Below are 13,897 nucleotides of genomic sequence, written 5' to 3'. Positions count from 1 at the left end.
TGACCTGGGATCCCTTGGCGGCAAAGGCGATTTCGCCGCGCGGCGGGGCGGCGGAATGATCCACTGGCCGTCATGGAGGCAGTAGTTGCGAGCGTCGTGGCCGTCGTCGGAACCCTGCTCGGTTCCGGTATCACCCATGTGTTCCAGCAGCGGGCGAGCGACCGCAGCGAGCGGTTCGCCCGCGAGGAACGGCTGCGGCAGGAGCGCATCGACGCGTACTGCGCGTACGCGGGGGCGCTGCTGGACTACCGGCGGGTGCTCGTCCACCGCTGGTTCGTCGTGAACGAGACCGACGAGAACGGCGCGACCGACGCGGGGCGCTGCGGCGAGGACTCCCCCGAGCTGCGCGAGGAGGTGTACAAGTCCCGCTACACGGCCCAGGAGGCGATGTTCCGGGCGCAGATGGTGAGCGACGACCCGGAGATACTCGACCGCTCCGAGCGGGTGCTGTCGGAGGTGACCGAACTGCACTGGGTCCGGGGCCGGGAGGCGCTGACCGCGCTGCGCGGCACCACCCGCGAGGAGATCCGCGGTTTTGTCGCGGCCACCAGCCATGTCGTGCGCTGAACGTCCCGAGTCGTGCGCTGAACGTCCCGAATGCCGAGTGCGCGCAGAAGGCACAAAATCGCTGCGAGAACCCCACGACACACGGAGTGGAACCTCCACCGCCTCTTACACCGTCCTTGACACAGTGAGGCTGCTGTACGGGAACGGCCGGTGCGGCGGCTGGTGCGCGCGGAACGGGGGTCGGCCATGGTGATGCAGGACGGCGGAACGGTGGACGTCCGTCCGGGCCACGACCCGCGGCGGGCCGCCCCCGAGCACAGCGGCGCGTATCTCGCGACCGGCCTGTGTCTGGCGCTGTACGCCCTCGCGATGCTCGGCTGGACCGTCTACGGGATCGCCGAAAGCGACGGCAGCACCTGGGACTTCGTCGAGGGCCTGTTCAACCCCGGCGCGTCCCCCGCGGCGCAGCTGCTCGGCCCGTACGAGTGGGCGTTCACGGTGGTGTTCCTGGTCGTCGCGGGGCTGGCGCTGGCGCAGCGGCGGGTGGTGCGTACCGCCGCGCTGCTGTCCGGTTTCCTGCTGCTCGCCGTGTCGGCCCGCGAGGGCGTGGGACTGCTGGACGCGGCCTACCGCGACCAGTACAGCAACGACCCGCTGGGCGGCTGGGCGCTGGCCACCCGCGGTCTCGGGCTGTTGACCGCGCTGGTCGTCCTGACCGTGATGTTCCCGGCCACCGAACGGCGCGGCGGGGCCACCGCCCTCGGCGGGCGGGACGCCGCCCCGGGCTCCGGTGAGCCGGACGCCGGGTGGCGCCGGCCCACCCGGATCAGCGGGGTGCTGTTCCTCCTCAACGGGCTGGCGCAGCTGGCGTGGACCGTACGGAACGTCACGTCCCCCGGGATGGACGCCGGCCGCTATCTGCGCGACGCGGTCGACGCCTCCGTGCTCGGCAACCTCCATGTGGCCGCCACCGTCGAGTTCACCACCGTGGGGTCGGTCGTCGTTCTGCTGGTTCTCGGGGTGCTCGCGGTCCGCGGGCGGCGCGATGTCCGGGGCGCGCTGGTGGTGTTCGCGGCGGTGCAGCTGTACCTCACCGTGCGGACGGTGGTGTGGCTGGCCGTGACGGACTTCTTCAACCGGACCTTCGAGACGACCGAGGGCGCGCTGTCGATGGTGACGACGGCGTTCGCGCTGGCGGCGATGACCTCTGTGGTGCTGCTGGCGACCGGCCGCGGCTTCGGCCCGTACGGCGGAGCACGTGCGGAAACGTTCCGTACGGCGCTGGACGGGCGCTACAGCGAACGCTAGAAACGGGCGGTAAGCGGAGCCGCCGGGCGGGAGGTCCGGCGGCGGGAGACAGCCTCAACTGCGGGCGATGGGCGGAGTGGCCGGTCCAAAAGCGGAGCGGCGACCGGTTTCGGCGTGCGGCGGGCGATTCCCCTCCGAATCGCCCGACGCACGCCAAAGACGGCCGCCGCGTGTGGGGGTCGCGGCGGCCGCCAGTGTGAACTGCAACGCGTACGGGGCTTGTGGCCTCTTCAGTGGTGCAGCATGTGAACAACTCTGCCCGCTGGTGCCTCCCCACGGCATCCTCCACAGGTCGCGGGATCACCCCCGCCGACCGGCGGGGGTGCGGGGCCGCCGCTTGGCGGTACCCCGTGGAAGGCGGGCGGAGCAGCGCGGGACAGGGCGGTCGCGCGCGCTCGGATGGGTGCGACGGAGGAAAGGGGCGGCCGGTGATCCGTGTCGCTGTGGTGGACGATGAACGGCTCGTCAGATCCGGACTGCGGATGATCCTGGGCACCGCCCCGGACATCGAGATGGTCGCGGACTGCAGCGGTGCCGAGGCGGTGGACACCGTGCTGCGCAGCGCGGCCGAAGTCGTCCTGCTGGACATCCGGATGCCGGACGTGGACGGCCTGACCGTGCTGCGGCGGCTGCGGGCCACCGCCGCGCCGCCGGCCGTGGCGATGCTGACCACCTTCGACGCCCAGGAGTATCTGACCGCGGCGCTGCGCGAGGGCGCGGCCGGTTTCCTGCTCAAGGACTCCGACCCGGAGCAGCTGGTACGGGCCGTACGGACACTGGCGGCGGGCGGCAGCGTGCTGGATCCGGGCGTCACCCGCGCGGTGATCGGCGGCTATCTCACGGCCGAGGACCAGGCCGCGGCGGCGCGCGCCGTCAGCGGTCTGACCCCGCGGGAGTCGGAGGTGCTGGCGCTGCTCGGTGAGGGTCTGGGCAACGCCCAGATAGCCGACCGGATGGGCCTGGCGCCGAGCACCGTCAAGGACCATGTACGCGCCCTGCTCGGCAAATTGGGCGGTATCAACCGTATCCAGGCGGCCATCGTCGCCGACCGGGCGGGCCTGGTGTCGGGCGCGCCCCGAGGAGCGTGGTGAGCATGGCCGGCGGCCTCAACGGACGCATACGGGCGCTCGCCGACGGTCCCCTGGGGCGGCGGCTGCGGCGGATCGCGCCGATCGTCGTCCCGGTCCTCCTCGGCAACGCCGACGCGGTGCTCGTCAACGGCTTCGACCCGGCACTGGAACTGTGGGTCTCGCTGGTCGCCGCGGTGGCGCTGCTGATGCGCCGCCGCTTTCCGCTGCTGGTCTTCCTCTTCACTCTCCCCGGCCTGTACATCGGTTACATCTGGTTCGCGCCGATGATCGGCCTCTACACGCTCGCCGTGCTGCGTCCCGGCCGGGCGCGGCTCGGCGTCTGCGCGGTGCTGCTGGTCGCGGCGCACTTCCTGCCGTATCCGATCTCCGACCTCGAACCCACCGCGTACCGCGAGAACACCCTGGTGCTGATCGACGCCTGCGTCACGTCGGCCGCGCCGATCGCCCTGGGTCTCCTGGTGCGCACCCGCCGGGAGCTCGCCGTGCGCGTCGAGGACCTGACCCGCAGCCTGCGCCGCGAGGACCGGCTGCTGGCGGACCGGGTCAAGACCACCGAACGCGCCCGGCTCGCCCGGGAGATGCACGATGTGGTCGCCCACCAGGTGAGCCTGATCAGCCTCCAGGCGGGGGCGGTGCAGCTGGCCACGGAGGACGCGGCGGCCAGGGCGGGCGCCACGACGATCCGCGAACTGTCCGTGCGGACACTGGAGGAGCTGCGGCACATGGTCGGTGTGCTGCGGGCGGACGGGGGCGACACCCAGCAGGACCGCGATCTCGCGCCGCAGCCCGATCTGGACGAGCTGCCGCGGCTGATCGAGCTCAGTGCGCTGGATGTGACGTACGAGAGCGGTGTGGTGGGCGGTGCGAGTGGCGCCAAGACGGTGGAGCGGGCGGCCTTCCGTACGGTCCAGGAGGCGCTCACCAACGTCCGCAAGCACGCACCGGGAGCGCGGGTCCGGGTCCGCGTCAACCCGGTGGACACCGTCCGCACGGACGGAGGAGACGAGGCGGAGGAGGCGGACGGGGCGGACTCGGCGGGCGGCGGCCGGGCGGGCGAGGGGCTGCGGGTGGAGATCCGCAACGGGCCGCCGGACGCGACGGCGACGGTCCCCGCGCTTCCCGGGGGCGGCCATGGTCTGGTGGGGCTGCGCGAGCGCGCCCAGAGCCTCGGCGGGACGCTGGAGGCGCGTCACACGTCCGACGGCGGCTTCGTCGTACGCGCGGAATTCCCGTACGGGGCGGGCTGAGCCGGGCGGCCGGGGCGGGGTGCAGGCAGCAGGCCGGGGCGGGGTGCAGGCAGCCGGCCGGGGCGGGGTGCGGGCAGCCCGCCGGGGCCGCGCGCGGCAGCCGGCCTGCGCGGGTGCGGCGGTCGGCGCGCCGTCAGGCGGAGAGGGGTGGGGCCGTTTCGTCGACGGCGGTGTGCAGGTCCGGGTAGACCTCGAAGAGCCGGCGGACGCCGAGCGCCGCCAGCACACGGTTGACGTGCGAACCGTCAACGGCGCCCTGTGCGGGGAGGATCAGCCGGAGCCGGCCCTGGCAGGAGCGCATCAGCCGGCGGGCGGCGATCAGTACGCCGACGCCGCTGGAGTCGCAGAACCGGACCTGGGAGAGGTCGAGCACCAGGCTTCGCCGGCCGTCCGCCACCGCGTCGTGCACATGCTGGCGCACCGCGGGCGACGTGACCAGGTCCATTTCGCCGGAAACCTGCAAGACGGCCCAACGGCCCTGCTCGTCCTCTGCCACCTTCAACGACACGCGCTCGAAGCCTTTCGCTCGCTTTCGGACGGAACGCGCCCCGATTGCATGCGGAACGCATCCTTCCCCCGGTCGACTGCCCGGCCTAGGACCCCTGAAACTCTTCCGAATCCTTGGTGCAACGGGCCGTTCTCCTCCAAGGCTATGCCCCGCACGGCGCGGCGTCCCCCTCGGCGTCCGGTCACACACGGATAACACATCGGCCGATACAGCCACGAACGATCCCGCAGTGATCCACTTCGATCCGGCGACATCAGCAGAAAGTGAGGAGGCTTTTACCATCCGCATCCCCCTGAGGGTTCGGTTTGCCGCAAAGGGACGTGCGATGTCCGACCCGCCCATTACATTCGATTGAACGGCCCGCTCCGAGAGGGTCTCCCAGAGAGCTCTGAGAGGGGCGAGGGACGCGAGAAGGCCGGGAGGTCCGGGAAGGCCGGGAAAACCGGGCAGGCCGAGAAGGAGGCGCCGGCGGGGACCGGGTGGTCGGCAGAGGTGTGAGTACGGCGGCGACGGACAGGAATAGGGGTCCGATGGGAAACGACGCACCACCGCGCTGGGACAGGCGGATGCAGCAGCGGCTCGCCCGCGGCGAAGCAGCCGCGCTCGGCGAGCTCTACGACCGTTTCGCCTCGCTCGTGCACAGCCTCGCCCACCGTGTCCTGGACGACGAGGACGCCGCCGACCGCACCACCCGCGAGGTGTTCGGCTACATCTGGGAGCACCCGGATTCCTACGACCCCAAGCAGGGCTCGCTGCGCTCCTGGGTGGCGGCCGTCACCCGCCACCAGGCCGTCCGGCGGCTGCGCCAGACCGAGGCCGCGTCGGCCCGCGACTGCGGTCCGGGCGCCCCCGAGCCGGCCGAGCTGGAGCAGAAGATCCATGAGGCGTCGACCGCGGCCCGCGCCGACTACATCGTCACGTCCATGCCCGCGCCGCTGCGCGACGCCCTGGAGCTGGCGTACTTCCAGCGGCGGGACTACCGCCAGACGGCCGCCGAACTCGGTGTCACGGAGGACGAGGCCCGGCGCCGGCTCCGCCTGGGCCTCCAGCTGCTGTCCACCGCCCACAACCACCCGGCGCTGCCGCCTTCCGCGCCCACGGCCCGTGGAAGGTCGCTGTGAACGGCCCGGACGAGTTCGACGACCGCGGAGCGCCCGGCGGGCCCGGTGAACGGCCGCGCATACCGTCACCGCGCGCCGCCGCCGAGGACCACGGCCCGCTGCCGGACCCTCCCCCGCCCACGAGCGACCTGGAGGACGGCGGACCCGAGCCCGCCTCCGGGCACTCCGCCGCACCGGCCGTCCGCCCGGTCCCGGCGTCCCCGGCCGCTCCCGCCCCGCCTCCCCCGCCGCACAAGGTCCTCAAGTCGCTGCTCGGCGCCTGGGCGCTGGCCGCCTGCTCCCCCGAGGAGACCGCCGCCGTCGAGGCGCATCTCACGGACTGCGCCTCCTGCGCGGACGAGGCGCTGCGGCTGCGGGACGCCGTCGGCCTGCTGCATCCCGCCGACAGCCTGGACCTCGATCCGCTGCTGCGCTCGCGTGTCCTGGAGAACTGCCTGGTCCGCCGCCCTGCCCGGATCCCCGTCCCGGAGTGGGCCACGCCGTACGACGCGGAGGCCGCCAAACTCGACGCGCTGCTGCGCGACATGGGCGAGGCGGAGTGGCGCGCCCCGGTGCGGCTGCGCTGGTTCCAGGGTGAGCGCCCGGTCGAGCGGGAGACCACCGTGGCCGGCGTCATCGGGCATCTGATGACGGTGGACGGCATGGTCGCGACGGCACTGGGCCTGCCCGACCCGCTGGGCGGCGACGTCCCGCCGGGCACCCCCGGCCCCACCACACGGACGGAGACGTACTGGCGGACGGCGGGCGAGGAGCCCAGCCCGCTCGCCACGCACGGCCCGTGGCGCGACCAGAGCCACGCCCTGATAAGGACCGTCTCGTTCGCGGGCGGCAGCGTCGGCGAACTCTCCGTCCCGTACGGCGGGTTCAGACTCCCGCTGTGCGATTCGTTCCTGGACCGCGCCTTCGAGTGCTGGGTGCACGCCGGCGACATCGCGGACGCGGTGGACTATCCGTACGAGCCGCCGGCCGCCGCGCATCTCCATCAGCTCGTCGATCTCGCCGCCCGGCTGCTGCCGGTCGCGCTGGCCGACCGCCGGCGGGCCGGACTCGCGAGCCCGGCGCGGCGCCTGGTGGAGGCGGGCGCCCCGGGCCGCACGCTCCATCTGGAGGTCGAGGGCAGCGGCGGCGGCCACTGGTACATAGCCCTGGACTCGCCGGCCGCGCTCGGTTCACCGGAACGCACGGTCGCGCATATCGCCCTGGACAGCGCAGAGTTCTGCCAGCTCGCGGCGGGTCATGTCTCCCCGGAGGAGGCCGCCGCCGGCCAGAACGGCGAACGCGACGCGATCCGCGATGTCCTCTTCGCGACCGCGTCGCTGTCCCGCCTGTGAACGGCGGCCGCGGGGGGCCGTAGAGCTCCCCGCGGCGGCGCCCTACGGCCTACGCGAAGACGACGGTCCGGCTGCCGTTCAGCAGCACCCGGCGCTCGCTGTGCCACTTCACGGCGCGGGCCAGGGCCTGGCACTCCACATCGCGGCCGATCGCCACGAGCTGGTCCGGCGTGACCTCATGGCCGACGCGCTCGACCTCCTGCTCGATGATCGGGCCCTCGTCGAGATCCGCCGTCACGTAGTGCGCGGTGGCGCCGATGAGCTTCACACCGCGGGCGTGCGCCTGGTGGTAGGGCTTGGCGCCCTTGAAGCTCGGCAGGAAGGAGTGGTGGATGTTGATGATCCGGCCGGACAGCGCCTTGCACAGATCGTCGGAGAGCACCTGCATATAGCGGGCGAGCACCACCAGCTCGACGTTCTCGGCGCGCACCAGCTCCAGCAGCTGCGCCTCGGCCTGGGCCTTGGTGTCGCGGGTGACCGGAATGTGGTGGAAGGGAATGTTGTAGGAGTCGACCAGCTCGGAGAACTCCGTGTGGTTGGAGACCACGGCCGCGATCTCGATCGGCAGCGCGCCGATCCGCGAGCGGAAGAGCAGGTCGTTGAGGCAGTGCCCGAACTTGGACACCATCAGGATGACGCGCATCTTCTCGTCGGCCCGGTGGATCTGCCAGTCCATGTGGAAGGAGTCGCCCACCGCAGCGAAGCTGGCCCGCAGCTTCTCGGCGCTCATCGAGGGCTCCGCGCTGAAGTGGACCCGCATGAAGAACAGCCCGGTGTCGTGGTCGCCGAACTGCTGACTGTCCTCGATGTTGCAGCCGGTGAAGAAGAGGTAACTGGAGACGGCGTGCACGACGCCCTTTTTGTCCGGGCAGGACAGCGTCAGGACGTACTGACCGTTCCGGTCGTCAGGGCTGATTCGATCGTTCCGGCCGGGCTGGGTGGGCTGCGACTCGCTCATGACCTCATAGGGTCCCACACCTGCGGGGATGGTCAGGCCGAGGCATCCGGGCCGCCGGTCATGATGGCGAGCACCTCCAGGGAGCGCGGCGGGACGTCCGGGTCCTCGCCGTCCGCCGCCGCCAGCCGCACATGCGCGTCCCGGGCCGCCTGGACGGCCTCCGGCCAGCCCTGGTGCTCCATGTACGCGGCGACCGGGGCGTCCGCGCCGACCTGGTGCATGATGCGCAGCACCCGCAGCACCGCGACATCGACCAGGGCCGCCTCCTGGGCGTCCCGGAAGATCGTCCCGACGTATTTGTCGGCGGACCAGTTGTCCAGCCAGGTGTCCTCGACCAGCCGGTAGACGGCGTCGGTGACGTCTCCGTACCCGGGCCGGCCGGTCAGCCAGGTCTCGTGCTGGAAGACGGGGTCGGAGAGCATGTGCAGCGCGGAGCGCACATTGCTGCGCCAGCGCCACCACGGCATGTCGTTGAGTGGCATGCCGCCCATGGTGGTCGAGCGGCGGCCGCGACGGGAAGACTTCTCCGAACCTTGCACAGTATTCGATCGTACGTTCCTCGCCGATGATCTCTCACAGCCCCCTGGAGTTCACCTCTACGTCACCATCCGTTGTGCCGACGTCACTCACAAGTTCCGGGCGGGGCGGAAAGCTTCCGAAACATGACCGGACGGCGACGCTCCTCCCCGCGCTCCTTCTCCCGTGCTCCCGCGGTCGCCCTCGCCTCGGCGGTGGCATGCGCGGCCGTCACCACGTCGTTACTCGCCGCCTGCGGCTCCCTCCCGGGCGCCTCGGCGGACTCCGGGGAGAAGGACCCGATCACGGTGATGACCTGGGCGCCCCAGGACACCCGGGCGACCAATATGCCCGGTATGCCGGCCATGGCGGAGGCGTACGCCCGCTGGGTCAACTCCCGGGGCGGCCTCAGCGGCCACCCGCTGCGGGTCCTCACCTGCAACGACCGCAACGACTCGGTGGCCGCCGCGCAGTGCGCCCAGCGTGCGGCGGACCGGGGAGCGGTCGCCGTCGTCGGCTCGTACAGCCAGTTCGGCCGCTCGTTCATGTCGCCCCTGGAGGTCAAGGGGATCCCCTTCATCGGCGGATACGGCGCCTCCGACGAGGAGTTCGCCAGCCCGCTCTCCTACCCCGTCAACGGCGGCCAGGCCTCCCTCCTGGCCGGCAACGGGCGCCAGTTGGCGGGCAGTTGCACGCGCGTCGCGCTGGTGCGGCCCGACACCATCCAGGGCGACCAGATGCCCGAGCTCCTCAACTCCGGCCTGGAGAACGGCAGCCGTCAGCCGGCACAGGACATCAAGGCACCCGAGGACGGCACCGACTACTCGGGCGAGGTGACCCGCGCCCTGACCGGCGTGGGCGCGGATCCGGCCGTCTACGGCACCTCGGACAAGGGCGGGAAGGCCGCCGGATCCTGTGTGACCGCCTCGCTCGGCGACCACACGGACGCGTTCTTCGACTCCTTCCGGCGCCTCCAGGAGGACAACCCGAAGGTGCACATCGCCTCCGTCCTCGGCAGCGTCAGCCAGTCGCTGGTGGACCGTACGGGCGGTGGTTCCGGGCCGCTGGAAGGCGCGTATCTCACCGGCTGGTACCCGGTCGCGAGCGACGCCCGGTGGGAGCCGATGCGCAAGGTCATCAATGACTTCGCCTTCGGCGACAACCGCATCGACCCGGCCGACCAGGGCGTCCAGACGACCTGGATCGCCTACACGGTGCTGCGGGCGCTGGTCCGGCAGCTCGACGACGAGGGCGTCGAGGAGATCACCCCGCACGCCCTCCAGGAGACGCTGGACCACGGCGACCGCGCCATCGACACCGGCGGGCTGACCCCGAAGCTGCGCTGGCGCGACGACGACATGCTCGCCGTCCAGGACTTCCCGCGCATAGTCAACGGAATGGTGACGTACCAGGCCGTACAGGGCGGCCAGTTGGTCGCCGTCAAGGACGGCTTCGTGAACGTCACCAAGACGCTGGAGCGGCGCCGTACGGACACCTGAGGGGCGGGGCCCGGTGACCGTCCCGGGCCGGCCCCCTCACGCGTCGTTCGGCGCTGCTCAGGCTCTCGGCGCTGCTCGGGCCCTCAGAGCTGCTCGGGCCGCCGCTCCGTCAGGCCGTACTTCCGGGCGATCGGGTTCCAGGTCTTCGCCGCCTGCTGCTTGGCCCTGGTGGCCTCACCGCTGGCCGCGTTGCCCTGGGCCGTCTGCCCGGTGACGCGGGCCTTGCCCTTGGGGCAGCCCTTCTTGCCGGCGACCTGGCCCGCCCACGCCGCGTAGTGGTTGTCCGCCGACGCGGACGACTGCCACGCCTTGGTCAGCGCCGCGGTCAGCTGGGCATTGTTCGGGATCTTGTCGACCTGGAGCTGCTTCAGCCGCGTCACCAGCTCGTTGCGCTGCGCCGCCGCGGCCCGCAGGTCCTTGGCCGCGCCGCCGAGGTTGTCGCAGGTCTTGATGCTGTTGACGGCGCTGATCACCGAGGCGCGGCTGTTGTTGCTGTCGCCGAGCAACGCGTCGAGTTCCTTGGCCTGGCCCTCGGCCGGGTCGGCGGACGGCTCCGGCGCCGGCTTCTGCTTCGCCGTCTTCTCCGTGCCGGAGCCCGGGGTCTCCTTCTTCGCGGAGTCGTCGCCCGCGCCGCTCAGCGCCCAGCCGACGCCGAGGCCGGCGCCCGCCAGCACGACGACGATGATGCCGATGATCGCGGCCGGGGCCAGCCCGCGGCGGCGCCCGCCACGGTCGTCATCGTCGTAGGACGACGGCGTCTCATAGCCGCCGTGGCCGCCGCCCTGCTGCGGGAACTGCTGGCCGTACGGGGGCCGGCCCGGGTCCTCGAAGCGCGGCAGCTGCGCGGTGGAGTCCGGTGCGGCCGCTCCGGACGCGCCCGGCCCGTCGCGGAACAGCCCCTCGAACTCGGCAGGGGTCGGCCGGTCCCCGGGCGCACCGGGACGGACCCCGTACGGCGCACCGGGCGGCGGGCCGGGCACACCCGTGCCGACCGGGGGAATGAGCTGGGTGGCCTCCGAGTCCGCGCCCGCTGCGGGCATCGGCTGGGCCTGCGGCAGCGGCCGGCCCTGTCCCGGGGCGCCGCCCTGCGCCGGCTGCACCCGGCGCAGCAGCTGGGTGGACTCACCGGGCGTCTCGGGCTTCTCGGGGGGCAGCGGCGCGGCACCGGGGGTGCCCTGCGCGCCTATGGGACGTATCAGGGCGGTCTTGTCGGCGTCGCCCGCGGCGGGCGGCAGCGGCGCACCGGCCTGCGGCGTCGCCGGCACCAGCTGCCCGGACGGGGCCTGGGGCTGCTGCCCGTACTGCTGGGGCTGGGGCGGTGCCGGCTGGTCGTACGACTGCGGCTGCTGCGCCTGCTGGGTGTACGGCTGCTGCGGCTGGCCGCCGTAGGGCCGGCCCTCGGGCGGCAGCGCGCCGGACGGGGCCGCGGCGGCCGGCTTCTCCAGGGAGGTCGGCTGCGGCGGCATCGCGGCAGGCGCGGCCGGGGGCATGGGCGGCATCGCCGGCTGCCCCTGGGGCGGCAGCGGCTGCGCCATCGGGTCCGGGGCCTGCTGGAAGGGGGCCTGACCGTAGCCCTGGCCGTTGCCCTGCCCGTACGCCTGCGGCTGGGCAGGCGGCTGTCCCTGGGGCGGCAGCTGGCCCTGGGCGGGCGGCTGGCCGTACGGCTGGGCGTCCTGCTGGCCCGGTCCCCAGGGCTGGCCCCAGGGCTGGCCGGCCGGCGGCGCGGCCTGCTGGTCGGGCACCCACGGCTCGCCGTTGGCGGGCAGCACCACGCCCTCTCTGGCGGGACCGGCCGCAGAATTCTGCGGGTCGTGACCCTGTCCGCTCTGCGTCACCGGGACTCCTACCATCGTGCAGACCTACGGAATCGTCGGCTGCACGCTACCGGTTCGCAGCGACGTTCGACCACGTCCCCTGGTCACCACCCCGCCCGCCCCCGCAACGCGCCGGGGCGGGCCGGTGTCTCCGGCCCGCCCCGGCGGACGCCGTCCTCCCCCTTTACGCCCCCCGTGCGCCCTGCCTCGTGCGGTGGGCCGCGCTCTTCCTCATGCCGCGGCACGCAGCTCCAGCCGGGCGCTGAACTCCCGTACCACCGGTTCGTCCCGATAGGGCTCCAGCCGCAGCTGGAAGTCCTCCAGATACTCCGCGCCACGGTCCGAACGCAGCCCGTTGAGCAGCTCCACCGCCTGCGTGCCCGTATGGCAGGCCTGCTCGATCTCGCGTTGCTGCACCTGGGCGCCGGCCAGCAGCACCAGCCCGATGGCGCGGCGCCGCGCCCGGCTGGGCGGATGCCCGTCCAGCGCCTCCTGCGCGCACTGCCCGGCCGGTCCCGCCTGGCCCAGGTCGCGGTGGCAGTGGGCGAGCTCATCAGCCAGATACGCCGGGTCGAAGTGACCGATCCAGGCCGGGTCGTCGCCCGAGTCGGCGGCGGACTCGGCGCGTTCCATGGCGGCGACCGCCCGGCCCGCCACCTCCTGGAAGGCCCGTGCGTCGCCCATCAGGGCGTGCCCGCGCGCCTCCGCCGCGCAGAACATCGCCTCCGCCCTCGGGGTGACGTGCCCCCGCGCGCCTTCCTGTGCGGCGCGGGCGAGCTGGGAGATCTCCCGTGGGTTGCCGAGCGACGCCGCGAGATGGCTCATGCTCGCGGCGAGCACATAGCCGCCGTAGCCGCGGTCGCCGGCCGCCTGGGCCAGCCGCAGCGCCTGGATGTAGTAGCGCTGAGCGAGTCCCGGCTGCCCGGTGTCGACGGCCATGTAGCCGCCCAGTTCCGTCAACCGCGCGACGGCCGCGAAGAGTTCACGCCCGACGGACTCCCGGTACGAGCCCGCGAGCAGCCCGGAGACCACGCTGTTGAGGTAGTGCACGACGACCGGACGGACATGCCCGGCGCCGAAGCGGTGATCGAGTTCGCCGAGCGCCGTCGTCATGGCGCGCACCGCCTCGACGTCCGAACTGCCCACTTTGGCCCCGGCGTTCCTGGCGACCTGGGTGTCCGCGGCGGTGATCAGCCAGTCGCGGCTGGGCTCCACCAGCGCGGAGGCGGCCACCGAGGAGCCGCTGAGGAAGTCGCGGCGCCCGACATCGCTGCGCCACAGCTCACAGACCTGCTCGATCGCCCCGAGAACGGTCGGCGAGAACTGCAGCCCCACCCCTGACGCGAGGTTCTTCCCGTCGGCCATCCCGATCTCGTCGATGGTGACGGTGCGCCCCAGCTTCCGGCCCAGCGCCTCCGCGATGACGGCCGGGGCCCGGCCGCGCGGCTGCTGGCCCCGCAGCCAGCGGGCCACGGAGGTCTTGTCGTAGCGCAGATCGAGACCGTGTTCCGCGCCGCACATGTTGACGCGGCGGGCGAGCCCCGCGTTGGAGCAGCCGGCTTCTTGGATGAGCGCCTGCAGCCGTTCGTTGGGCTGCCGCGCGACGAGTGGCCTGGCGGCCATGTTTTGTACCCCCTGTTACTGCTGCGCGTTCACCACGAACGCCGTCCCCCGCGATCAATTCCCCAGAGATATCCGGGATATCCGAGACATCCGGGGTACATGCGATACGAGCGATTGCCGCTTTGCCGGGGGTGCGCAACGTGGAGGCGTGCTGGCGCTGTCCGTTGCGTCCCCGTGCCCGGCGTCGCCCGGGTCCGAGCCCGGTTTCCGGGCGCGGAGGGTGGGGTGGTCGACCTGCGGGAAGGAGTTGGCGCGCGGTGCCGCGTACACATCGGCGCCGCCGTGCCCGGGTCCCCCCTGGTGCGCACCGCGGACTGCCGCCGGGCGGCCTCTCCGCCCGTCACGCAGGTGGCTACCCGCTCCCGGGACCGCCA

Annotated in this window: 12 protein-coding genes; 7 read left to right on the top strand and 5 right to left on the bottom strand. The window is 72.8% G+C overall.

The annotated features are described in order from the left end of the window. Positions 1–72 precede the first annotated feature (72 nt). The 4 genes from FCH28_RS17465 to FCH28_RS17450 all read left to right on the top strand — a co-directional run bounded on the left by FCH28_RS17465 (position 73) and on the right by FCH28_RS17450 (position 4,153). Positions 73–567: a hypothetical protein gene (locus tag FCH28_RS17465; RefSeq protein WP_136740966.1), complete on the top strand. Its 495-nt coding sequence runs from the start codon at positions 73–75 to the stop codon at positions 565–567. Between the two features lie 186 nt (positions 568–753). Further along, positions 754–1,815, top strand: coding sequence for a hypothetical protein (locus FCH28_RS17460; RefSeq protein WP_136740965.1), 1,062 nt, complete (start codon positions 754–756; stop codon positions 1,813–1,815). Between the two features lie 428 nt (positions 1,816–2,243). Next, positions 2,244–2,906, top strand: coding sequence for a response regulator (locus FCH28_RS17455; RefSeq protein ID WP_136740964.1), 663 nt, complete (start codon positions 2,244–2,246; stop codon positions 2,904–2,906). A 2-nt stretch (positions 2,907–2,908) separates the two neighbouring features. After that, a complete protein-coding gene (locus FCH28_RS17450; protein WP_136740963.1) occupies positions 2,909–4,153 on the top strand; it encodes a sensor histidine kinase in 1,245 nt (414 codons plus the stop codon). Positions 4,154–4,286: 133 nt separating this feature from the next. On the opposite strand, the gene FCH28_RS17445 is transcribed toward FCH28_RS17450, so the two are convergent. Beyond that, positions 4,287–4,661, bottom strand: coding sequence for an STAS domain-containing protein (locus tag FCH28_RS17445; RefSeq protein WP_136740962.1), 375 nt, complete (start codon positions 4,659–4,661; stop codon positions 4,287–4,289). 530 nt (positions 4,662–5,191) lie between these two features. Between FCH28_RS17445 and FCH28_RS17440 the strand changes: the two genes are divergently transcribed. Further along, positions 5,192–5,782, top strand: a complete 591-nt coding sequence (locus tag FCH28_RS17440; RefSeq protein WP_136740961.1) for a sigma-70 family RNA polymerase sigma factor — start codon at positions 5,192–5,194, stop codon at positions 5,780–5,782. Continuing rightward, positions 5,779–7,113, top strand: a complete 1,335-nt coding sequence (locus tag FCH28_RS17435) for a zf-HC2 domain-containing protein (protein WP_136740960.1) — start codon at positions 5,779–5,781, stop codon at positions 7,111–7,113. Before FCH28_RS17440 ends, FCH28_RS17435 begins: the two co-directional genes overlap by 4 nt. A gap of 49 nt (positions 7,114–7,162) precedes the next feature. On the opposite strand, the gene purU is transcribed toward FCH28_RS17435, so the two are convergent. Both purU and FCH28_RS17425 read right to left on the bottom strand, forming a co-directional pair. After that, on the bottom strand, positions 7,163–8,071 hold the full coding sequence (gene purU / locus FCH28_RS17430; protein ID WP_187363854.1) for a formyltetrahydrofolate deformylase: 909 nt from the start codon (positions 8,069–8,071) through the stop codon (positions 7,163–7,165). Between the two features lie 32 nt (positions 8,072–8,103). Continuing rightward, entirely contained in the window at positions 8,104–8,562 is a 459-nt protein-coding gene (locus FCH28_RS17425) for an SCO4402 family protein (protein WP_187363865.1), read from the bottom strand. Positions 8,563–8,733: 171 nt separating this feature from the next. On the opposite strand from FCH28_RS17425, the gene FCH28_RS17415 reads away from it, so the two are divergent. Beyond that, entirely contained in the window at positions 8,734–10,086 is a 1,353-nt protein-coding gene (locus FCH28_RS17415) for an ABC transporter substrate-binding protein (protein WP_136740957.1), read from the top strand. An 83-nt stretch (positions 10,087–10,169) separates the two neighbouring features. On the opposite strand, the gene FCH28_RS17410 is transcribed toward FCH28_RS17415, so the two are convergent. Both FCH28_RS17410 and FCH28_RS17405 read right to left on the bottom strand, forming a co-directional pair. Continuing rightward, positions 10,170–11,921: a hypothetical protein gene (locus tag FCH28_RS17410; protein WP_246102939.1), complete on the bottom strand. Its 1,752-nt coding sequence runs from the start codon at positions 11,919–11,921 to the stop codon at positions 10,170–10,172. Positions 11,922–12,131: 210 nt separating this feature from the next. Beyond that, the gene (locus FCH28_RS17405) at positions 12,132–13,523 is read right to left on the bottom strand and encodes an NsdA family TPR-like regulatory protein (protein WP_136740956.1); all 1,392 of its coding nucleotides are present in this window, start codon (positions 13,521–13,523) and stop codon (positions 12,132–12,134) included. Positions 13,524–13,897 lie beyond the last annotated feature (374 nt).

This window comes from Streptomyces piniterrae, from assembly GCF_005048155.1.
Lineage (GTDB): Bacteria > Actinomycetota > Actinomycetes > Streptomycetales > Streptomycetaceae > Streptomyces > Streptomyces piniterrae.
Note: the sequence above shows the minus strand (reverse complement) of the source record. Positions and strands in the feature narration are given on the sequence as shown.